Origin of the sequence: Cellulomonas sp. Y8 (assembly GCF_008033115.1) — a bacterium.
In the GTDB taxonomy this organism is placed as follows: domain Bacteria; phylum Actinomycetota; class Actinomycetes; order Actinomycetales; family Cellulomonadaceae; genus Cellulomonas.
Genome location: NZ_CP041203.1, coordinates 295,577 through 318,261, shown reverse-complemented (window position 1 = coordinate 318,261; position 22,685 = coordinate 295,577). Strand labels below are relative to the sequence as shown.

General features: G+C 72.9%; 12 protein-coding genes and 3 rRNA genes. All 15 read left to right on the top strand.

Annotated elements, in window-relative coordinates:
* The first annotated feature begins 11 nt into the window (after nucleotides 1-11).
* The gene (locus FKM96_RS01470; protein ID WP_371300518.1) at nucleotides 12-734 is read left to right on the top strand and encodes a DNA-3-methyladenine glycosylase; all 723 of its coding nucleotides are present in this window, start codon (nucleotides 12-14) and stop codon (nucleotides 732-734) included.
* A 52-nt stretch (nucleotides 735-786) separates the two neighbouring features.
* Nucleotides 787-2,052 (top strand): tyrosine--tRNA ligase, encoded by a 1,266-nt coding sequence (gene tyrS / locus FKM96_RS01465; RefSeq protein ID WP_147793745.1) that lies wholly within the window; start codon nucleotides 787-789, stop codon nucleotides 2,050-2,052.
* A gap of 951 nt (nucleotides 2,053-3,003) precedes the next feature.
* Nucleotides 3,004-4,523: ribosomal RNA gene (locus tag FKM96_RS01460) — 16S ribosomal RNA — on the top strand.
* A 372-nt stretch (nucleotides 4,524-4,895) separates the two neighbouring features.
* Nucleotides 4,896-8,007 (top strand): 23S ribosomal RNA (locus tag FKM96_RS01455).
* A gap of 97 nt (nucleotides 8,008-8,104) precedes the next feature.
* Nucleotides 8,105-8,221: ribosomal RNA gene (gene rrf / locus FKM96_RS01450) — 5S ribosomal RNA — on the top strand.
* Together the 16S, 23S and 5S rRNA genes form the textbook arrangement of a ribosomal RNA operon.
* An 828-nt stretch (nucleotides 8,222-9,049) precedes the next feature.
* A complete protein-coding gene (locus tag FKM96_RS20950; protein WP_210417344.1) occupies nucleotides 9,050-11,560 on the top strand; it encodes a hypothetical protein in 2,511 nt (836 codons plus the stop codon).
* On the top strand, nucleotides 11,557-12,609 hold the full coding sequence (locus tag FKM96_RS01440; protein WP_147793744.1) for an HAD-IIA family hydrolase: 1,053 nt from the start codon (nucleotides 11,557-11,559) through the stop codon (nucleotides 12,607-12,609). Before FKM96_RS20950 ends, FKM96_RS01440 begins: the two co-directional genes overlap by 4 nt.
* 129 nt (nucleotides 12,610-12,738) lie before the next feature.
* Nucleotides 12,739-12,882: a hypothetical protein gene (locus FKM96_RS20475; RefSeq protein WP_168216818.1), complete on the top strand. Its 144-nt coding sequence runs from the start codon at nucleotides 12,739-12,741 to the stop codon at nucleotides 12,880-12,882.
* A gap of 5 nt (nucleotides 12,883-12,887) precedes the next feature.
* Nucleotides 12,888-13,748 carry a TlyA family RNA methyltransferase gene (locus FKM96_RS01435; RefSeq protein WP_210417343.1) on the top strand — a complete coding sequence of 287 codons (861 nt, stop codon included), beginning with the start codon at nucleotides 12,888-12,890 and terminating at the stop codon, nucleotides 13,746-13,748.
* Nucleotides 13,745-14,656, top strand: coding sequence for an NAD kinase (locus FKM96_RS01430; RefSeq protein WP_147793742.1), 912 nt, complete (start codon nucleotides 13,745-13,747; stop codon nucleotides 14,654-14,656). Before FKM96_RS01435 ends, FKM96_RS01430 begins: the two co-directional genes overlap by 4 nt.
* 15 nt (nucleotides 14,657-14,671) lie before the next feature.
* Nucleotides 14,672-16,402, top strand: coding sequence for a DNA repair protein RecN (gene recN, locus FKM96_RS01425; RefSeq protein WP_147793741.1), 1,731 nt, complete (start codon nucleotides 14,672-14,674; stop codon nucleotides 16,400-16,402).
* A gap of 6 nt (nucleotides 16,403-16,408) precedes the next feature.
* A complete protein-coding gene (steA, locus tag FKM96_RS01420; protein WP_147793740.1) occupies nucleotides 16,409-17,599 on the top strand; it encodes a putative cytokinetic ring protein SteA in 1,191 nt (396 codons plus the stop codon).
* A 73-nt stretch (nucleotides 17,600-17,672) separates the two neighbouring features.
* Nucleotides 17,673-18,755, top strand: coding sequence for a copper transporter (locus FKM96_RS01415; RefSeq protein WP_147793739.1), 1,083 nt, complete (start codon nucleotides 17,673-17,675; stop codon nucleotides 18,753-18,755).
* A complete protein-coding gene (locus FKM96_RS01410; RefSeq protein WP_147793738.1) occupies nucleotides 18,752-19,708 on the top strand; it encodes a hypothetical protein in 957 nt (318 codons plus the stop codon). Before FKM96_RS01415 ends, FKM96_RS01410 begins: the two co-directional genes overlap by 4 nt.
* Complete coding sequence (locus tag FKM96_RS21190; protein WP_147793737.1) at nucleotides 19,705-22,668, top strand: lipid II flippase MurJ; 2,964 nt, start codon at nucleotides 19,705-19,707, stop codon at nucleotides 22,666-22,668. The genes FKM96_RS01410 and FKM96_RS21190 overlap by 4 nt, the downstream gene beginning before the upstream one ends.
* The last annotated feature ends 17 nt before the right edge of the window (nucleotides 22,669-22,685 follow it).

Below are 22,685 nucleotides of genomic sequence, written 5' to 3'. Positions count from 1 at the left end.
CCGGCGTGCCCGTGCCCGCCGCGTCGCTGCCGGGTCCCGGGCCCGAGCTGCCGGGCGGCGTCCCCGGTGTCGTGCCCGCGCGGACCTGGTTCGGGCGCCCGGTGCTCGCCGTCGCGCCGGACCTGCTCGGCGCCTACGTGACCGTCCGCTCCGAGGAGGGCGACGTCACCCTGCGGATCACCGAGGTGGAGGCGTACGCCGGCGAGGTGGACCCCGGTTCGCACGCCTTCCGCGGCCGCACCGCGCGCAACGCCGTGATGTTCGGCGAGCCCGGCCGGCTCTACGTGTACCGGCACCTCGGCCTGCACCACTGCGTCAACGTCGTGACCGGCCCCGCCGGCGCCGCCTCCGCGGTGCTGCTGCGTGCGGGTGAGGTCGTCGACGGCGTGGAGCTCGCCCGCGACCGGCGGCTGCGCTCGGGCGTCGTCGACTCGGACCGGCAGATCGCGCGGGGGCCGGCGCGGCTCGCGGTGGCGCTCGGCCTGGACCTGTCGGACTACGGCGCCGACCTCACGGAGCCCGGGGGACGGATCGTGGTGCACCGGGACCCCGACGCGGTCGTGGGCGCGCACGCCACCGGCCCGCGGGTCGGCGTCGCGGGGCCCGGCGGCGACGCCGCCCGGTACCCCTGGCGGTTCTGGCTCGCGGGCGAGCCCACGGTGTCCGCCTTCCGGCCCGCGTATCGCCGGCCGGCGTCGGGAAGCAGCCCGCAGCGCGGGACGACGCCGGCATGACCTCTTCCGCCGACGGTGCGGCCCCGCGGCCGCGCGATGCAAGGAGCACGACGTGACCCACCTCCTGGACGAGCTCGCCTGGCGCGGCCTCGTCGCCCAGACCACCGACCTCGACGCCCTGCGCGAGGCGTTCGATGCCGGACCCGTGACCTTCTACGCCGGGTTCGACCCGACCGCGCCCTCGCTGCACCACGGGCACCTCGTGCAGCTGGTGCTCATGCGGCACCTGCAGCTCGCCGGCCACCACCCGCTCGCCCTCGTCGGCGGGGCCACCGGCCTCATCGGCGACCCGCGGATGTCGGGGGAGCGGGTGCTCAACACCAAGGACACCGTCGCCGAGTGGGTGCAGCGCCTGCAGACCCAGATCAGCCGGTTCCTCGACTTCGACGGGGACAACCCCGCGCGCATGGTGAACAACCTCGACTGGACGGGCGAGCTCACCGCGATCGACTTCCTGCGCGAGGTCGGCAAGCACTACCGCCTCGGCACGATGCTCGCCAAGGACACCGTCGCCCGGCGGCTCGCGTCCGACGAGGGCATCTCGTTCACCGAGTTCAGCTACCAGATCCTGCAGGGCATGGACTACCTGGAGCTGCACCGCCGGCACGGGTGCACGCTGCAGACCGGTGGCAACGACCAGTGGGGCAACCTGCTGTCCGGCGTCGAGCTGATCCGCAAGTCCGAGCACACCTCGGTGCACGCGCTCACCACGCCGCTCATCACCAAGGCCGACGGGACCAAGTTCGGCAAGTCCGAGGGCGGCGCCATCTGGCTCGACCCCGAGATGATGAGCCCCTACGCCTTCTACCAGTTCTGGCTCAACCAGGACGACGCCGAGGTGATCGGCTACCTCAAGGTGTTCACGTTCCGCACCCGCGAGCAGATCGCGGAGCTCGAGGACGCCGTGGCCGCCCGGCCGGCGGCGCGCGAGGCGCAGCGGGCGCTCGCCTACGACGTCACGTCCCTCGTGCACGGGGTGGACGCGACGGAGAAGGTCATCGCGGCGAGCCGGGCGCTGTTCGGTGGCGGGGACCTGGGCGAGCTCGACGCCGCGACGCTGTCCGCCGCGGTGGCGGAGCTGCCGTCGGCGGACGTCGCGGTCGGCGACCCGCTGGTCGACGTGCTCGCGGCGAGCGGGCTGGTCGCGAGCAAGGGCGCGGCCCGGCGGGCGATCGCCGAGGGCGGGGCGAACGTCAACAACCGGAAGGTCACCGACGAGGCCGCGGTCGTCGAGGCCGGCGACCTGCTGCACGGGGAGTACCTGGTGCTGCGGCGCGGGAAGCGGACGCTCGCCGTGGCGCGGGTGGCCGGGGCCTGATCGGCGTGCGCGGTGCCGGGCACCGCGCGGGCGCAGGTCGGCGGATGCCGACGACGGGAGGGGCGGTCCGTGGAGGCGGGGCGCCCCTCCTGCACGTGCGGTGCCGCCGCACGGGCGAGGTCGTCCCCCGCCGAGGCGATCCGGTGGGCGTCGGCGTGCGTGGCGGTTGCGCGGTCCGGGGCAGTGGGTCAGGGTGGGACGAGCGCGAGGGTGCTGGGACCGAGGTCCCGGTGCTCCCGACGGGGGTCACCCTGGCCGCCGCGGGGCGAAAGCCCAGGTGGGACGAGGTGCGGGGAGCGCCCGCGCCGCCGGTTTGACGAGGGTCGGACGGCGTGCGTAAGGTATCTCCTCGTCGCCCGGCAGGGAGGAACGGACACCGAGGGTCACCTCGATGGCTGGTCCCGCGGACGACGAACCCCCGGTACGACCTCCAGGTGCTTCGGCGCCTCCTCGGTCGCGCCGGACCGGGACTCCTGGCTCTGCTCCGCGAAATGCCGCGGACAAAGCGGGTCGGAAAGCCTGGTAGGGTTTCGGAACGTCGGAAACGCCCGGTAAACGGGTGGTGAAGACGGGAGAGAAGCTCTGGTAGAGTTCAGGAACGCGAAGAAACGCCGGAAGGCGCGGAAAGCGGGCCAGGAACTCTGGTAGATTGGAACCGAGCCTCCGGCCGGACGCCCTGCAGAGGGTGGACGGGGGATGCGCGTCTGTTCTTTGAGAACTCAACAGTGTGCCTAGTAGTTGATGCCAAGATGGTTCATCGGCTCGGGTGGCCGCCCCGTTCGGGGTTGGTTGTTCGGCGTCGGTGGGTCTTGGTTGATACGGAAGTCGTTCCCGACCCCGTCGGGCGGCTTCTTTAGCAGCCGAATTGACTGATCTCCGCTCGCCAGCGGGTGGGGGTCGTTTCGTGTGTCGGTGGATCGCCGCCTTCGGGTGGTGGTTGCCAATGAGACATCTACGGAGAGTTTGATTCTGGCTCAGGACGAACGCTGGCGGCGTGCTTAACACATGCAAGTCGAACGGTGAAGCCCAGCTTGCTGGGTGGATCAGTGGCGAACGGGTGAGTAACACGTGAGTAACCTGCCCCTGACTCTGGGATAAGCCTTGGAAACGAGGTCTAATACCGGATACGTGACGCTCAGGCATCTGATGCGTCTGGAAAGATTTATCGGTCAGGGATGGACTCGCGGCCTATCAGCTTGTTGGTGGGGTAACGGCCTACCAAGGCGACGACGGGTAGCCGGCCTGAGAGGGCGACCGGCCACACTGGGACTGAGACACGGCCCAGACTCCTACGGGAGGCAGCAGTGGGGAATATTGCACAATGGGCGCAAGCCTGATGCAGCGACGCCGCGTGAGGGATGAAGGCCTTCGGGTTGTAAACCTCTTTCAGCAGGGAAGAAGCGCAAGTGACGGTACCTGCAGAAGAAGCGCCGGCTAACTACGTGCCAGCAGCCGCGGTAATACGTAGGGCGCAAGCGTTGTCCGGAATTATTGGGCGTAAAGAGCTCGTAGGCGGTTTGTCGCGTCTGCTGTGAAAACTCGAGGCTCAACCTCGGGCTTGCAGTGGGTACGGGCAGACTAGAGTGCGGTAGGGGAGACTGGAATTCCTGGTGTAGCGGTGGAATGCGCAGATATCAGGAGGAACACCGATGGCGAAGGAGGTCTCTGGGCCGCAACTGACGCTGAGGAGCGAAGCATGGGGAGCGAACAGGATTAGATACCCTGGTAGTCCATGCCGTAAACGTTGGGCACTAGGTGTGGGGCTCATTCCACGAGTTCCGTGCCGCAGCAAACGCATTAAGTGCCCCGCCTGGGGAGTACGGCCGCAAGGCTAAAACTCAAAGAAATTGACGGGGGCCCGCACAAGCGGCGGAGCATGCGGATTAATTCGATGCAACGCGAAGAACCTTACCAAGGCTTGACATACACCGGAAACTTCCAGAGATGGTTGCCCCGCAAGGTCGGTGTACAGGTGGTGCATGGTTGTCGTCAGCTCGTGTCGTGAGATGTTGGGTTAAGTCCCGCAACGAGCGCAACCCTCGTCCTATGTTGCCAGCGGGTCATGCCGGGGACTCATAGGAGACTGCCGGGGTCAACTCGGAGGAAGGTGGGGATGACGTCAAATCATCATGCCCCTTATGTCTTGGGCTTCACGCATGCTACAATGGCCGGTACAAAGGGCTGCGATACCGCGAGGTGGAGCGAATCCCAAAAAGCCGGTCTCAGTTCGGATTGGGGTCTGCAACTCGACCCCATGAAGTCGGAGTCGCTAGTAATCGCAGATCAGCAACGCTGCGGTGAATACGTTCCCGGGCCTTGTACACACCGCCCGTCAAGTCACGAAAGTCGGTAACACCCGAAGCCGGTGGCCCAACTGTTCGCAGGGGGAGCCGTCGAAGGTGGGACTGGCGATTGGGACTAAGTCGTAACAAGGTAGCCGTACCGGAAGGTGCGGCTGGATCACCTCCTTTCTAAGGAGCTTCTGACGCGCCCACCTGAGGTGGGTGTGTGCAGAGACCAGGCCCGAGCCGTACGCGTTCGGGGTGGTGCTCAAGGGTGGAACATCAACTACGGCGGCCATCATCGGTCGGCATCGCGCCAGTACACCTCGACTTGTCGGGGACGGAACGCGCACAGCCGGCAGACGGTGGTCGCCTAGGCACGCTGTTGGGTCCTGAGGGAACAGCCCGCAAGGGAGGTTGCTTCATGACGGGCCCGGTCGGTCGGACGAACCGCTGACTCCTCTTGCAGGAGCTGGTAGGCGCCGGCGTACGCGACTCGGGGATCGTTCGTTGTTTGAGAACTGCACAGTGGACGCGAGCATCTTTAAAGTATGTCTTTGTGGTCAAGTTTTTAAGGGCACAGGGTGGATGCCTTGGCACTAGGAGCCGAAGAAGGACGTGGTAGCCTGCGATAAGCCTCGGGGAGTTGGCAAACGAACCGTGATCCGAGGATGTCCGAATGGGGAAACCCCGCGCGAGTCATGTCGCGTGACCCGCACCTGAATATATAGGGTGTGTGGAGGGAACGCCGGGAAGTGAAACATCTCAGTACCGGCAGGAAGAGATATTCCGTGAGTAGTGGCGAGCGAAAGCGGATCAGGCCAAACCGTGTGCGTGTGATAGCCGGCAGGCGTTGCGCATGCGGGGTTGTGGGACCCTTCAGCTGGTTCTGCCGAACCAGCAGGGAGTCAGAAAGTCTCGTGATAGTCGAAGGGCATTGAAAGGCCCGGCACAGAGGGTGGTACCCCCGTAGACGAAATCACGTGGCCTCCCGAGGGGGATCCCAAGTAGCACGGGGCCCGAGAAATCCCGTGTGAATCTGGCAAGACCACTTGCTAAGCCTAAATACTACCTAGTGACCGATAGCGGACAAGTACCGTGAGGGAAAGGTGAAAAGTACCCCGGGAGGGGAGTGAAATAGTACCTGAAACCGTGTGCCTACAATCCGTCGGAGCCTCCCTAGCAGGGGTGACGGCGTGCCTTTTGAAGAATGAGCCTGCGAGTTAGTGGTACGTGGCGAGGTTAACCCGTGTGGGGAAGCCGTAGCGAAAGCGAGTCCGAATAGGGCGACCGTAGTCGCGTGCTCTAGACCCGAAGCGAAGTGATCTAGCCATGGGCAGGTTGAAGCGCGGGTAAGACCGCGTGGAGGACCGAACCCACCTGGGTTGAAAACCGGGGGGATGACCTGTGGTTAGGGGTGAAAGGCCAATCAAACTTCGTGATAGCTGGTTCTCCCCGAAATGCATTTAGGTGCAGCCTCGCGTGTTTCTTGCCGGAGGTAGAGCTACTGGATAGCCGATGGGCCCCACAAGGTTACTGACGTTAGCCAAACTCCGAATGCCGGTAAGTGAGAGCGCGGGAGTGAGACTGCGGGGGATAAGCTCCGTAGTCGAGAGGGAAACAGCCCAGACCACCAGCTAAGGCCCCTAAGCGTATGCTAAGTGGGAAAGGATGTGGAGTTGCACAGACAACCAGGAGGTTGGCTTAGAAGCAGCCACCCTTGAAAGAGTGCGTAATAGCTCACTGGTCAAGTGATTCCGCGCCGACAATGTAGCGGGGCTCAAGTATACCGCCGAAGCTGTGGCATTCACACATTGCGCTAAGCCTTCGTGGTTCAGGCGTGTGGATGGGTAGGGGAGCGTCGTGTGGCGGGTGAAGCTGCGGGGTGACCCAGTGGTGGACGCTACACGAGTGAGAATGCAGGCATGAGTAGCGAATGACGGGTGAGAAACCCGTCCGCCGAATGACCAAGGGTTCCAGGGCCAGGCTAATCCGCCCTGGGTAAGTCGGGACCTAAGGCGAGGCCGACAGGCGTAGTCGATGGACAACGGGTTGATATTCCCGTACCGGCGAAGAACCGCCCATACCGAGCCCGGTGATGCTAAACGTCCGAAGTGCGCGACACCGACTCCTTCGGGAGTCACCGCCGCATGGAGCACGTGACCCGAACCGGTAGTAGGTAAGCGTATTAACAGGAGTGACGCAGGAAGGTAGCCCGGCGTGGCGATGGTAGTCCACGTCCAAGGTCGTAGGGCGAGTGGTAGGCAAATCCGCCACTCACATAGCCTGAGAGCCGATGGTGACAGCGTATGCTGGAAGAGGGTGATCCTATGCTGCCAAGAAAAGCTTCGACGCGAGGTTCTAGCCGCCCGTACCCTAAACCGACTCAGGTGGTCAGGTAGAGAATACCAAGGCGATCGAGATAATCGTGGTTAAGGAACTCGGCAAAATGCCCCCGTAACTTCGGGAGAAGGGGGGCCTGAAGCGTGTACCGGCTTGCCCGGGAAGCGTGGAGGGCCGCAGAGACCAGGGAGAAGCGACTGTTTACTAAAAACACAGGTCCGTGCGAAGTCGCAAGACGATGTATACGGACTGACGCCTGCCCGGTGCTGGAAGGTTAAGAGGACGGGTCAGCCGCAAGGCGAAGCTCAGAATTTAAGCCCCAGTAAACGGCGGTGGTAACTATAACCATCCTAAGGTAGCGAAATTCCTTGTCGGGTAAGTTCCGACCTGCACGAATGGCGTAACGACTTCTCCGCTGTCTCAACCGCGAACTCGGCGAAATTGCACTACGAGTAAAGATGCTCGTTACGCGCAGCAGGACGGAAAGACCCCGGGACCTTTACTATAGCTTGGTATTGGTGTTCGGTGCGGCTTGTGTAGGATAGGTGGGAGACTGTGAAGCCGGCACGCCAGTGTCGGTGGAGTCAACGTTGAAATACCACTCTGGTCGCTCTGGACATCTAACCTCGGTCCGTGATCCGGATCAGGGACAGTGCCTGGTGGGTAGTTTAACTGGGGCGGTTGCCTCCTAAAATGTAACGGAGGCGCTCAAAGGTTCCCTCAGCCTGGTTGGCAATCAGGTGGCGAGTGCAAGTGCACAAGGGAGCTTGACTGTGAGACTGACAGGTCGAGCAGGGACGAAAGTCGGAACTAGTGATCCGGCGGTGGCTTGTGGAAGCGCCGTCGCTCAACGGATAAAAGGTACCCCGGGGATAACAGGCTGATCTTGCCCAAGAGTCCATATCGACGGCATGGTTTGGCACCTCGATGTCGGCTCGTCGCATCCTGGGGCTGGAGTAGGTCCCAAGGGTTGGGCTGTTCGCCCATTAAAGCGGTACGCGAGCTGGGTTTAGAACGTCGTGAGACAGTTCGGTCCCTATCCGCTGCGCGCGCAGGAAACTTGAGAAGGGCTGTCCCTAGTACGAGAGGACCGGGACGGACGAACCTCTGGTGTGCCAGTTGTTCCGCCAGGAGCACGGCTGGTTGGCTACGTTCGGAAGGGATAACCGCTGAAAGCATCTAAGCGGGAAGCCTGCTTCAAGATGAGGTTTCCACGGGGCTTGCCCCGAGAGGCTCCCGGCTAGACCACCGGGTAGATAGGCCGGATGTGGAAGAGGGGACTCAAGACCCTCGCAGCTGACCGGTACTAATAAGCCGACAACTTCACCACTCATACTTTTGCTACGCGTCCACTGTGCGGTTCCCGAACCACGAACACGCACCCCTCGAGATCTGAGGGGTGTCCTGTCTCGCTTGTTCGACCGAGTTACGGCGGTCATAGCGAAGGGGAAACGCCCGGTCCCATTCCGAACCCGGAAGCTAAGCCCTTCAGCGCCGATGGTACTGCACTCGCCAGGGTGTGGGAGAGTAGGACGCCGCCGGAGATCATTTCAGAAAGAGCCATCCCTTCGGGGGTGGCTCTTTCTGTTTCCCCGGAAGTGCCCGGGACGCCCGTGCAGGGGGCTGGTCGCGCCGGGAGCGGTCGCCGCACGCCGTCCTCGCACCGTTGCGGGGCCCGGGGAGCGCGCACCATCAGCGGGACGTACCGGCTGCGGGGGCGCCCACCCACGGGACGTACCGCTCCGGCCGCGCACCGCCACCCCGCACCGTGCGCGATCCGGCCCCTGCGCCGAGTGGGCAGTTGATGCTGCCTCCCACGCGTCGGAGGGAGCATCTAGTGCCCGCTCGGCTGTCCGTTCGGACGGCAGCACGGGTGTGGGCGGTCCCGCCGAGATGGCAACTCTCGGCTGTGTCCGTACGCGAACGAACAGCCGAGGGTTGCCATCTCGGCGCGCGCCGCGTGCCCGTGGAGCGCGTTCTTGGTCACACCTCACGCCTCGCGCGCGCACCGGGCGGGCAGGTGCCGTCCTCTGAGCAGCGTCGTACGCAGCATCCACGGGGGCGCTCGGCGCCGTCGCCGCGTCGGTGATCGCGGAGCTCTCGGGGAGTGTGACTCTCGGCTGCGACGCACTCCGTCGTCGGTGTGTGTGCCTCCGGGCGTCGGCGAGCGCGGAGTTGGCCCGGACGTTGCTCTGCGCCGAGTCTCCGCCTGCGGACTGTGAGCATCGCCACCGCCGGAGGCGCCGTCCGGAGGCTCGGCGGTCGGCGCGCCGCTCGGGCCTTGCCGTCGGGACTTGCCGCCGGGCCGATGCGGGGTCTGCGGGTCGCGGATGAGACGATGGTCGGCGGTCGAACTTGAGGAGCAGCGGGACATGAGCAGCGACGAGCGCGGGACGCGTTCGGCGGACGAGGGCGGGCGCCGCAGCGGCGGCGTCGGCCGGTACGGCAACCGGGGCGCCGCGCGCTCCACGGACGGCGAGCGCCCGCAGCGCGCCCCGCGGGTCGCGGGCCAGCGGCGCAGCGGCGGCGACGAGCGCGGGTGGCGGTCGGCGGTCGAGCAGAGCGGTACCGCCGGCGCGCGGGGGAGCTCCTCGCGAGCCGGCGAGCGTGACGCCCGCACGGACCGCCGGGACGAGGGCGCACGCGGCTACGGCGGCGACCGCCGGTCCGCCGGCGATCGTCCGCGGTCCGAGGGCGGCCAGCGACCCCAGGGTGGCGCGCGCGACAGCCGCTCGGCCGCGGACCGGCGTCCGTCCGGTCGCGGCGAGGGCGAGCGCTCGGGCGGGTACCGCTCGGACCGTGGCCCCGCCCGCGACGGCGGCCGGTCCGGAGGCGACGGGTCCGATCGTGGCGACCGTTCCGGCGGCTACCGTTCCGACCGTGGCGGTCGTTCCGGCGGCTACGGCTCGGACCGCGGCGACCGCGAGGGCGGGGCACGCCCCGCCCGCTCGGGTGGGTACGGCGCCGACCGGGGTGGCGCCCGCGCGGAGCGGGGCGGTCCGCGTCCCGAGCGTTCCGGCGGGTACTCCGGGGACCGCAGCGGCGGCTTCCGGTCCGACCGCGGTCCCGCGCGGGACGGCGAGCGCGGCGGGTACCGCAGCGAGCGACGCGAGGGTGGCTACGGCCGCGGCCAGCAGGGCGACCAGCGCTCCGGCGGGTACGACCGCTCCGCCCCGCGCGCGGGCGGCTACCGACGCGACGCCGAGGGCGGCGAGCGGACGGGCGGCTACCGCTCCGACCGCGGTGCCTCGCGTCCCGGCGGCGCCGCACGCGGCGACCGTCCCGCCGGCGAGCGCGGCAGGTACCGCGGCGATCGTCCGGCCGGGTCGGACCGCGGTGGCTACCAGCGTGACGACCGTGGGGGTCACCGCGGCGGTCGCGACTCCGGCTCGGGTGCGCCCGGCGGGGAGCGCGGCGGCTACCGCCGGGACGACCGCGACGGGCGCCAGCGTGAGGACCGCGGCGGCTACCGCGGCGGGCGCGACGGCGGCGCGGGCCCGACCGGCGACCGGGGCGGCTACCGCTCGGACCGCGGCGCCCAGCAGGGCGGCGGCTACCGGGGCGGCCGGGACGGCGCGCCGTCGGCGTCCGGCGACCGTGGCGGCTACCGGCGCGACGACCGTGGCGGGTCGCAGGGTCAGGATCGTGGCGGCTACCGCCGGGACGACCGGGGTGACCGAGGCGGCTACCAGCGCGACGACCGCGGGGGCTACCGCGGCGGGCGCGACGCGGGCCAGGGTGCCTCCGGCGGCCACCGACGGGACGACCGCGGCGACCGGGGCGGCTACCAGCGCGACGACCGCGGCGGGTACCGCGGCGCACGCGACGGCCAGGACCGCGGCGATCGCGGCGGTGTCCGGGGCGATCGCGACGGCGGCCGCGGGTTCGACCGCGGTGACCGCGGCCCGCGGCACGACGGCGACGACCGCCGCCCGAGCCGTCCGCCGCAGGCGGTGCGCGAGTACGGCCCGGAGATCCCCGAGGACGTCGAGTTCAGCATGCTCGACCGCGAGGTCCGGGCCCGGCTGCGCACGCTGAGCAAGGACAACGCGTGGGCGGTGGGCCGGCACCTGGTGATGGCCGGACGGCTCATCGACCAGGATCCCGAGCTCGCCTACGAGCACGCCCAGGCCGCGGTGCGGCACGGCGGCCGGGTGGACGTGGTGCGCGAGGCCGCCGGCCTGGCGGCGTACCGGACCGGTCGGTTCGCGGAGGCGCTGCGCGAGCTGCGCACGGTGCGGCGGCTGAACGGCTCGTCGGAGCACCTGGCCGTGATGGCGGACTGCGAGCGCGGCCTCGGCCGCCCGGAGCGCGCGATCGCGCTGGCGGCGTCGCCCGAGGCCGAGGACCTGGACACGACGACGCGGGTCGAGCTGGCCATGGTGGTGAGCGGGGCGCGCCTCGACATGGGCGACCCGGACGCGGCGATCGCCGCGCTGGCCGGCGTCGGCTCGGGTCCGGTGCGGACGCTGCTCGCGGCGCGCGTGGTGCAGGCCCGGGCGGACGCGCTGCGCGCCGCCGGTCGCGGCGCCGAGGCCGACGAGGCCGAGGCGACGGTGCCCGCCGCCCTGCTCGCGCAGGTGCAGGGCACGGACGAGGACGACGACGTCGTGGTGTTCGACCTCGACGAGGACGGGGACGAGGGCCGTCTCGAGGACGACGCCGAGGACGACACGGAGGTGGCGGACGACGAGTCCGACGACCTCGAGGAGTCCGACGCGGCGGATCTCGACGCGGCCGCCCCCGACGCCGGGACCGCCGACGCCGACCTGCCCGACGCCGACGCGCCCGCCGAGGAGTCCCCGGCCGACGCCGACGGCACCACCCCGGCCGACACCCCCGACGCCGCCCCCGCGGGCGACGAGGACACGGAGGACGAGTGACCCACGCACGGCTCCTCGGCAGCGCCACCCCGCTCGCCGAGGCCTACGACCTGGCCCTGGTCGACCTGGACGGCGTCGCGTACCGCGGCCACGAGCCCATCGACGGCGCCGCCGCCGGGCTCGCGGGCGCCCGCGCGGCCGGCATGCGCCTGGTGTTCGTGACCAACAACGCCTCCCGCGAGCCGGAGTCGGTCGCGGACCAGCTCACCTCGCTGGACATCCCGACGCAGGCGGGTGATGTGCTGACCGCCGCGCAGGCCTGCGCGGCCCTGCTGGCGACCCGCCTGCAGCCGGGCGCCAAGGTGCTCGTGGTCGGCGGCGCGGGCCTGGTCACCGCGGTGCGCGAGGCGGGCTTCGAGGTGGTCACGTCCGCGGACGAGCACCCGGAGGCCGTCGCCCAGGGCTTCGCCCCGGAGCTCGGCTGGGCGCAGCTCGCCGAGGCCGCGTACGCGGTGGCGGGCGGCGCGTGGTTCGTCGCGAGCAACCTCGACAAGAGCCTGCCGACCGCCCGGGGCTTCGCGCCGGGCAACGGCGCGCTCGTGGGCGCGGTGCAGGCGGCGACGGGCGTGGTCCCGGACAGCGCGGGCAAGCCGGCGTCGACGATGTACGAGATCGCGGTCGAGCGGCACGGCGCCCGCGCGGCGCTGGTCGTGGGCGACCGCCTGGACACCGACCTGGCGGGCGCCCGCACGGGCGGGTTCGCGGGGCTGCACGTGCTGACCGGCGTGAGCACCGCACGCGACGACGTGCTCGCGCCCGCGGGCCTGCGCCCGCACTACATCGCGGCGGACCTCGGCGGCCTGCTGGTGCCGCACCCCGAGCCGGTCCGGGCGGCCGAGGGCTGGTGGACCTGCGGGGCCGCCGCGGCCCGGGTCGCCGGGGGCCGGCTGGAGCTCGGCCGGGACCTGCCCGCGGGGGTCGACCTGGTGCGCGCGGCCTGTGCCGCCGCGTGGGCCGCCGTGGACGCGGGTGAGCACCTGGACGAGTCGACGGTTCCCGACCTGCGTGTCACCCCGGAGGACGCCGCGGGCGTGGGCGCCGGCCGGTAACCTGGCCGGCAGCGCAGGGGAGCAGCAGGACCAGGACACGTGGAGAACCAGCCAGGGGGACGCGACGGGGCCGGCAGGCCGGTCCGTCGCGGGCGGACTGCCGCCGCGGGCGGAGTGGGGAGTGGAGCCGTGGAGCCGACGGGCGACCAGGCGGTGGACCAAGCGGTCGTGCGCCTGACCGAGGTCACCGAGCTCACCTTGCGTGAGCAGCTCGCCGTGTTCGACGCCGTGCACACGGCCCTGCAGGACCGGCTCGCCGACGCGGAGGGCTGAGGCGGGTGCCGACGCGCGTCGACGCCGCCCTGGTCCGTGACGGGCTCGCCCGGTCGCGGAAGCACGCGGCCGAGCTGATCGCGGCCGGCCGGGTGACGGTCGACGGCGCCCCCGTGCGCCGTCCGGCGGCGCCGCTCGGCGACGACCAGCGCGCCCGGGTCGAGCCGGACCCCGCCGGCGCGCCCGCCGACGACTGGGCGTCCCGCGGCGCCCACAAGCTGCTGGGTGCGCTCGAGGCGTTCGCCGACGTCGTGGTCGAGGGCCGCGACTGCCTGGACGCGGGCGCGAGCACGGGCGGGTTCACCGACGTGCTGCTGCGCCGCGGCGCCCGACGGGTGCTGGCGCTGGACGTCGGGCACGACCAGCTCGTCGACCGGCTGCGCGCCGACGCCCGGGTCGAGGCCCGCGAGGGCGTCAACGTCCGGTACCTGACATCGGCGGACGTCGACCCCGCGCCGGGGCTGGTCGTGGCGGACCTGTCCTTCATCTCGCTGACGCTGGTGCTGCCCGCGCTCGCCGCCGTCGCGGCGCCCGGCGCGGACCTGCTGCTCATGGTGAAGCCGCAGTTCGAGGTCGGCCGCGAGCGGCTGGGCTCCGGCGGGGTGGTGCGCAGCGCCGAGCAGCGGACGGAGGCGGTGCTGGCGGTCGCCGCGGCCGCGGAGCAGCAGGGCCTCGCCGTCGCCGGCGTGGCGCGCAGCCCGCTCCCGGGGCCGAGCGGCAACGTGGAGTACTTCCTGCGGCTGCGCCGCGGGGACGGCGCGGCCGCGGACGCACCCGGCACGCACGACACCGGCGCCGCCCTCACCGGCGACGCCCTCGCGGCCCGGGTCCGGGCCGTCGTCACCGAGCAGGAGGAGGGCGCATGACCAGCAGGCGGGTCCTGGTCGTCACGCACAGCGGCCGGGCGGAGGCCGTCACGGCCACCGAGGAGGCCGCCGCCGCGCTGGAGGCCGCCGGCTTCACGCCCGTGCTCGCGGGCGAGGACGTCCCCGGCATGGCGTTCCACGACATCGAGCTGGCCATGATCCTCGGCGGCGACGGCACGATCCTGCGCGCCGCGGAGCTCGCGCGCGGCGGCGGCGTCCCGCTGCTCGGCATCAACTTGGGCCACGTCGGGTTCCTCGCGGAGAGCGAGCGGGACGACATCAAGGAGGCGGTGCGCCGGATCGCGGCGGGGGACTACACCGTCGAGGAGCGCACGACGCTGCAGGTGCAGGTCCAGGTGCCCGGCCGCCGCGACCCGGTGACGGGCTGGGCGCTCAACGAGGCCGCGCTGGAGAAGGCGGAGCCGGCCCGCATGGTCGAGGTCGTGCTCGAGGTGGACGACCGCCCGCTGTCGAGTTTCGGCTGCGACGGCGTCGTGCTGGCGACGTCCACCGGCTCGACCGCGCACGCGTTCTCGGCCGGGGGGCCCGTGGTCTGGCCGGAGGTCGACAGCCTGATCGTCGTGCCGCTGTCGGCGCACGCCCTGTTCGCGCGCCCGCTGGTCGTCGGCCCGCGCAGCGTGATCGCGGTCGAGGTGCTGACCCGGTCGCCGTCGCCGGCGGTGCTGGTGTGCGACGGCCGCCGACGGATCGAGGTGCCGGCGGGCTCCCGCGTCGAGGTGCGCCGGTCGCCGGTCCCGGTCAGGCTGGCCCGGCTGACGCCGGCGCCGTTCACGGACCGGCTGGTGAACAAGTTCGCGCTCCCCGTGGTCGGATGGCGGGGGCGCGCGACCGACACCCCGGCGCGCGACCGGACCGGCGCCACCCGCGCGCCGGCCGACGAGGACTGAGGAGCGGACGCGCGCGTGTTCGAGGAGATCACGATCAGCGACCTGGGCGTCATCACCGGCGCCCAGATCCGGCTGCACCCCGGGCTGACCGTCCTGACGGGCGAGACCGGCGCGGGCAAGACGATGGTGCTGACCGGGCTGAACCTGCTGCTCGGCGGCAAGGCCGACCCGGCGACGGTGCGCACCGGCGCGACCACGGCGGTCGTCGAGGGCCGCGTCGTCGTGCCGGACGGGTCGCCGGTGCTGGAGCGGGCCGAGGAGGCCGGGGCGGCGGTCGACGACGACGGCGGGCTGCTGCTGGTCCGCACGGTTCAGGCGGCGACCGACGGCGCTCCCGGCCGGTCCCGCGCGCACCTCGGCGGCCGGTCCGTCCCGCAGGCGGTGCTGGGCGAGCTCGCCGAGCAGCTCATCACGGTGCACGGCCAGCAGGACCAGGCCCGGCTGCGCTCGCCGCAGCACCAGCGGGAGGCGCTGGACGCGTTCGCGGGCGCGGCGCACGCCGCCCTGCTCGCCGAGTACCGGCAGGCGTGGGCGGAGCGCGCCCGGCTGCAGGCGACGATCGACGACCTGACCGCCCGGCGCCAGGACCTCGCCCGCGAGGCCGAGCTGCTGCGCCTGGGCCTCGCCGAGGTCGAGCGGATCGACCCGCAGCCGGGGGAGGACACCGACCTGGCCCGGGAGATCGTCCGCCTGGAGCACGCCGAGGACCTGCGCGCCGCCGCCACGGGGGCGCACGCCGCGCTGCTCGGCGACGAGGACGCGCCGGACGAGGGTGCGAACGCGGCGGGCCTCGTCGAGCACGCGCGCCGGCTGCTGGACGGCGCCGGCGGCCACGACGCCCGGCTCGCGGAGCTGCGCGACCGGGTGGCGGAGGCCGGCTACCTGCTGGCGGACGCCGCCACGGAGCTGTCGTCGTACCTGCAGGACCTGCAGGCCGACCCGCTGCGCCTCGACGCCGCCCAGACCCGCCGCGCCGAGCTCGCGTCGCTGACCCGGTCGTACGGCGAGGACGTGGCGGCCGTGCTCCGCTGGGCCGACGAGAGCGGCCGCCGGCTGCTCGACATCGGCGACGGCGACGAGAAGGTCGCGGAGCTCACGGCCGAGCGGGGCGCGCTGGACGCGACGCTCGCCGACCTCGCGTCCCGGATCGGCGCGGCCCGGCGCGAGGCCGCCGAGCGGCTCGCCGCGACCGTCTCGGCGGAGCTCGCCGGGCTCGCGATGGGCGGTGCCAGCCTCGAGGTCCGCGTCGAGCCTGCACCCGAGCTGGGCCCGCACGGTGGAGATGTCGTGGAGATGCTCCTGGTCCCGCACGCGGGCGCGCCGGCCCGGCCGCTCGGCAAGGGCGCCTCGGGCGGCGAGCTGTCGCGGGTGATGCTGGCCCTCGAGGTGGCGCTCGCCACGTCCCCGGACCGCGGGGAGCACACGCCCGGGACGTTCGTGTTCGACGAGGTCGACGCCGGCGTCGGCGGACGCGCCGCGACCGAGGTGGGGCGCCGTCTGGCCGCCCTGGCGCGGGGTTCGCAGGTCCTGGTGGTGACGCACCTGGCGCAGGTGGCCGCCTTCGCCGACCGGCACCTCGTCGTCACCAAGTCGCGGGACGGCGCGATCACGGCGTCGGGCGTGGGCGAGGTCACGGGGGAGGACCGGGTGCGCGAGCTGGCCCGGATGCTGTCCGGCCAGGAGGAATCCGGCACGGCGCGCGCACACGCGGCGGAGCTCCTGGAGCTGGCGGATCTGGCACGATGAACGGCGATGAAACTCCTGCCCTCGCGTAAGCGCTCCGCCGCGTCCCCCGGGGGCGAGCTCGTCGGCCCCGCCCGGGTCGACCCCCGCACCAAGTCGCTGACCAAGCGCCTGCGTCCGGGTGAGATCGCCGTGATCGACCACGTCGACATCGACCGGGTGTCGGCCGAGGCGCTCGCCGCCTGCAAGCCCGCCGCGGTGCTCAACGCCGCGCGCTCGACGTCGGGCCGCTACCCGAACCTCGGCCCGGACATCCTGGTGTCCGCCGGCATCCCGCTCGTCGACGACCTCGGACCCGACGTGATGACCCTCCGCGAGGGCCGCACGCTGCGCGTCGAGAACGGTGCCGTGTACGACGGCGACAAGCTGGTCGCCGAGGGCACGGTGCAGACCGAGCAGACGGTGGCCACCGACCAGGCGGCCGCGCGCGAGGGCCTGTCCGTCCAGCTCGAGTCGTTCGCCGCGAACACCATGGACTACCTGCGCCGGGAGCGCGACCTGCTGCTCGACGGCGTGGGCGTCCCGGACATCACGACGACGATCGAGGGCCGCCAGGTGCTCATCGTGGTCCGCGGGTACCACTACAAGGAGGACCTGGTCACGCTGCGGCCGTACATCCGCGAGTACCGCCCGGTGCTCGTCGGCGTGGACGGCGGCGCGGACGCGATCCTCGAGGCCGGCTGGACGCCCGACATGATCGTCGGCGACATGGACTCGGTGTCCGACCGCGCGCTGCGCTGCGGCGCGGAGATCGTCGTGCACGCCTACCGCGACGGCCGCGCGCCGGGCCTCGCCCGCGTCGACCAGCTCGGCGTGCCGCACATCGTGTTCCCGGCGACGGGCACGAGCGAGGACGTCGCGATGCTGCTGGCCGACGACAAGGGCGCCGAGCTCATCGTCGCGGTCGGCACGCACGCCACCCTCGTCGAGTTCCTGGACAAGGGCCGCTCCGGCATGGCCTCCACGTTCCTCACCCGGCTCCGGGTCGGCAGCAAGCTGGTCGACGCCAAGGGCGTGTCCCGGCTCTACCGGAACCGGATCTCCAACCTGCAGCTGACGCTGCTCGTCCTCGCGGGTCTGCTCGCGCTCGGCGTGGCCCTGGCCTCGACGACGGCGGGCCAGACCCTCATCGGGCTGACCGCGGCGCGCTGGGACGACTTCGTCTACTGGCTCGGGTCGCTGTTCGGCGGGTCGTCATGACGCCCGCCGGCACGCCCCGACTCGCCCCCTCCCGTGCCGCGCTCGCGTCGGCACCTGATCGAGAGCTCCCGCTGTGATCGACTTCCGGTACCACCTCGTCTCGCTGATCTCGGTGTTCCTCGCGCTGGCGGTGGGCATCGCCCTCGGCGCCGGCCCGCTCGAGGAGACGATCGGCAACACCCTCACGGGGCAGGTGGACCAGCTGCGGAGCGAGCGGGACCAGCTGCGCTCCGACCTCGACGACGCCGGGTCGGACCTGGCCGCGAGCGACGCCTTCGTCGAGGCCGCGGGCGCCGAGCTCGTCGCCGGCACGCTCGCGGACCGCCGCGTGGCCGTGGTCGCGCTCGGCACGGTCGACGGCGACGCGCTGACCGCGATCGAGGGCCAGCTGACCGACGCCGGCGCCACCGTCAGCGCGAACGTGGCGCTGAACGAGGCCTGGTCGTCCACCGACCTGCGGTCGTTCCGCCAGGCGCTGGTCGGGAACATCTCGAGCTACCTCGACCCGCAGCCCGCGGACGACGCCACCGCGGACACCTCGCTGTCCGAGGCGCTGGTCCAGGGCCTCACCGGCGCCGACGCCGCCAACCCCGACGCGCTGAGCGCGGACGCGGCGACGCTCCTGGAGTTCATGACGTCCGGCGACTCGCCGCTCGTGACCGTCGAGGGCGAGATCACCCAGCCGGCCGACGCGGTCGTGCTCGTCGCCCCGACCGTCGCGCCCGACGCCGTCGCCACCGACGCGACGCCGGACGCCGACGAGGCCGCCGCCGTGCTGCAGTCGCAGATCGCGCTCGCCCGGGTCGCGCAGACCCGCTCCGAGGGCGCGGTCGTCGTGGACGGCCCGGTCACGGACGGCACGCTGGTCGCCACGATCCTCGGCGACGACTCCGCCGCCGAGGCGCTCACCACCGTGAGCGACGGCGACACGTCCGCCGGGCAGGTGTCCGTGCCGCTCGCGCTGAACGCGCGGATCGGCGGCACGAACGGCCACTACGGCCGCGGGGGCGACCTGACGACGGTGCCCAGCGCGACGACGCTGACCCCGCCGGACCGCACGCCGGTCGCGACCGGGGACGCGGGCGCGGGTGACGCGGGCGCGGGCGACGCGGGCGCCGGCGACGCCGGTGCGGGCGACGCCGGGGCGCAGGGGTGAGCGTCGCGCGCCGGATCGCCGCCGCCGTCGCGGCGCGCGTGAGCACGACCGTCGTCCGCGGGCTGCTGGACGACGAGCCGCCGGGCGGCGCGCGCCTCTGGGAGCGCACCAACCACCGCGGCGAGCCGGTGAGCCTGCTCGGCGGCCCCGCGGTCGCGGCGGGCGTGCTCGTCGGCGGCCTGGTCGGCGCCCCGTCCGCCCGGGACGGCGCGGCGCTGGCCGTGGCGACCACGAGCGCCACGGCGTTCGGCCTGGTCGACGACCTCACCGAGGACCGCGAGGGCGCCGTCCGCAAGGGCCTGCGCGGCCACCTCGGCGCGCTGGCCCGCGGCGAGGTCACGACCGGCGGCCTCAAGGTGCTCGGCATCGGGGCGGGCGCGCTGCTCGCCGCCGCGCTGAGCCGGCCGCACGACCGGCTGCCCGGGGGGCGCGGCGCAGCCGCTGCCGTCCGGCTCGCGGACGTCGCGGTCGACGGCGCGCTGATCGCGGCCAGCGCCAACCTGGTCAACCTGCTCGACCTGCGCCCGGGGCGCGCCCTCAAGGCCGCCGCGATCGCCGCAGCGCCGGCCGGCGTGCTCGGCGGGCGCGGCGGTGGCCCGGCCGCCGCGGTGCTGGGCGCCGCCGCCGCCGAGCTGCCCGACGACCTGGCCGAGCGGGACATGCTCGGCGACTCCGGCGCGAACGCGGTCGGCGCGGTCCTCGGCACCGTCGCGGTGCAGGGCTGCTCGCGGCCGGTGCGGCTCGCGCTGCTCGCGGGCGTCGTGGCGCTCACGGTGGTCTCGGAGAAGGTGTCGTTCACGCAGGTGATCGCCCGCACCCCGGTGCTGCGCGAGCTCGACGCGTGGGGCCGGCGACCGGCGCACGTGCCGGGGGCTGCGGGGACGGACGCGCCGGGCTCGCCCGGCGGGTCGCCGGGCGACGGCGCCCCCTCGGGCGAGGTGCCCGGGCGGTGAGCCGCCGGGCCGTCCTGTCCGGTCTGGCGGGCGCCGCGGCCCTGATCTCGGCCGTGACGGTCGTCAGCCGGCTGCTGGGCTTCGCGCGGACGCTGGTCTTCAACAACGCGGTCGGCCTCACCGACGTCGGCGACGCCTACAACTGGGCGAACACACTGCCGAACGTGCTGTTCGAGGTGGCCGCGGGCGGGGCTCTCGCGGGCGCGCTCATCCCGGTCATCGCCGGTCCGCTGGCGCGCGGGATGCGGGACGACGTGTCCCGGATCGCGTCGGGGATGCTCGGTTGGACGCTCGGGGGCCTGGTGCTCATCGGCGCCGTCCTCGCCGTGGCCGCCGAGCCGCTGTCCGCGCTCTCGAAGGTCGACACCGCGGTCGAGCGGGACCTCGTCACGTTCTTCATCCGGGTGTTCGCGGTCCAGCTCCCGCTGTACGGGCTCGCCGTGGTGCTGTCCGGCGTGCTGCAGGCGCAGCGGAAGTTCTTCTGGCCGGCGTTCGCGCCGGTGCTGTCGAGCCTCGTCGTGATCGGCGCGTACGCCGGGTACGGCTGGCTGCTCGCCGACGCGGGGGTGCCGCGCGGGGCCGAGGAGGCGGCGGTGCTGCCCGACGGGGCCGCGGCGCTGCTCGCCTGGGGGACGACCGCGGGCGTGGCCGCGATGGGCCTGTCCCAGCTCGTCCCGGTCTGGCGGTCCGGCGTGCGGCTGCGGCCGGCCCTGCGGTTCCCCGAGGGCGTGGCCGCCCGGGCGCGCGGGCTGGCGCTGGCGGGGATCGGCGCGCTGGTCGCCCAGCAGGCGGCCGTGCTCGTCACGATCACGCTCGCCCAGACCTACGGCGGGAAGGGCTCGCTCTCGGCGTGGCAGACGATGGTGCAGCCGACCTACCTGCTGCCGTACGCGGTGCTCGCGGTGCCGCTGGCGACCAGCACGTTCCCTCGGCTCGCCGCCGCGGCGCAGCGCCCGGGCCGGTCCGGCTACGCGCCGCTCGCGGCGGTGTCGACGCGGGGCGTGCTCGTCGCCGGCGCGGCCGGCGCGGCGATGCTGGCCGCGGTCGCCCCGGCGGCCACCGCGGTGTTCCGGGCGATCGGGCGCGGCAACACCGCCCTCATCGCCTCGGTGGCCGACGCGCTGACGCTGGTCGCGCCCGGGCTGCTGGGCTTCGCGCTGGTGTTCCACGTGTCCCGGGCGCTCTACGCGCTGGAGCGAGGGCGCCTCGCGGTGCTGGCCGCCAGCGCCGGCTGGGTCACCGTCGCGCTCGCGTCCTGGGTCGCGTGCCTGGTGCTGGTGCCGGGCGGCCGCGACGCCGCCGCGACTCTGCACGCGCTGTCGCTCGGCAACACGATCGGGATGGTCGTGGCCGGGGTGGCCCTGCTCGCCGTGCTGCGGGCGGCCGCGGGGGCGGAGGCCGTGGCGGGGCTGACGCGGACGCTTACGGTGCTGGTCGCCGCCGGAGCGGTCGCCGGCGTCGCCGGCCGGTGGGTCGTCGACGCGGTGCAGGCGCTCGCCGAGGGCGTGCCCGGCGCGGTGGCCGCTGCGGCGGGCGGGGCGGCCGTGGTCGTCGTCCTGGTCGTGGGCGCGGTCGCCGTGCTCGACCGGGCGACCCTGACCGGGCTGCTGCGGCGCGGGGCGGGCGCCGTCGGCGGCGGCGCGGTGGGCGACGGCCCGGCCGAGGGGCCCGCCGCGGACGCGCTCGTCCCCGGCACGGACCCGGGCGCGCCCGCCGGCGGCGTCGCCCGGCACGGCGGCATCCGCCGGCGGCCCTGCGTCCGCCGGCACCCACGCGGCCCCCGCGACGACCGCCACCCCCACGACCACCCCGGCGCCCGGCGCCGGACCCGCGGCCCCCGGGCCGGACGACCCCCGGGAGGCGGGCCGATGACCCGACGCGTGCTGCAGGTGCTGGGCTCGAGCGCGGGCGGTGTCGCCCGCCACGTCGCGCAGGTGTCGACCGCCCTGGCGGCGGCCGGCGACCGCGTCCTGGTCGCGGGCCCCTCGTCGCTGGCGCCGACCGTGGCCGCGGGCGAGGGCGTGGGCTTCGCGGCGGTCGAGATCGCCGACCGCCCGCACGCCTCCGACGCGCGGGCCGTCGCCCGGCTGGCCGAGCTGGCGCGGGACGCCGACGCGGTGCACGCCCACGGGCTGCGCGCGGGCGCGCTCGCGGTGCTGGCGGTCCGCGGGCGGCCGCACCCCGGCGGGTCGCGGCCGCGGGTGGTGGTCACGCTGCACAACCTGCCTGTCGGCGGCCGCGCGATCCGGACCGTGTCGGCGGTGCTCGGCCGGGTGGTCGCGCGCGGCGCCGACGTGGTGCTCGGCGTGTCCGGCGACCTCGTCGAGCTGGCGCGGGCGCAGGGCGCCCGCCGGGCCGAGCGCGCCCTGGTGCCGGCCCCCGCGCTCCGCGCCCCTTCGCGCGACCGGGACGCCGTCCGCGCGGGTCTCGGCGTCGCGCCGGGGGAGGACCTGGTCGTCACCGTGGCCCGGCTCGCCCCGCAGAAGGGCCTGGACACCCTCGTGGACGCCGCGGCCGCCGCGGGACGGACCCGGCCCGGGCTGCGCTGGGTCGTGGCGGGGGACGGCCCCCTGCTCGACGGGCTGCGCGCGCGGGCGGCCGAGGCGGAGGCGCCCGTCGACCTGCTGGGCCGTCGCGAGGACGTCGCCGACCTGCTCGCGGCCGCGGACGTGGTCGCCTCGACCGCCGTGTGGGAGGGCCAGCCGCTGGCCGTCCAGGAGGCGCTGGCGCTGGGCGCGGCGCTCGTCGTGACCGACGCGGGCGGCACCCGCGAGGTCACAGGGGACGCGGCGGTGCTCGTGCCCGTCGGGGACGCCGCGGCGTTCGCGGAGGCGCTGACCGCGGTGCTGGCCGACGACGCGCGCCGGGCGTCGCTCGGCGAGGCGGCCCGGGCCCGCGCGGCGACCCTCCCGGGGATCGCCGACGTCCTGACCCAGCTGGACGCGGCCTACACCTCCTGAGGCGCGGGGAACGACCG

Excerpts from the sequence above, each read along its gene's own strand:
- FKM96_RS20950 (WP_210417344.1), top strand. The coding sequence starts at position 9,050 with ATGAGCAGCGACGAGCGCGGGACGCGTTCGGCGGACGAGGGCGGGCGC.
- FKM96_RS01430 (WP_147793742.1), top strand. The coding sequence starts at position 13,745 with ATGACCAGCAGGCGGGTCCTGGTCGTCACGCACAGCGGCCGGGCGGAG.
- steA (WP_147793740.1), top strand. The coding sequence starts at position 16,409 with ATGAAACTCCTGCCCTCGCGTAAGCGCTCCGCCGCGTCCCCCGGGGGC.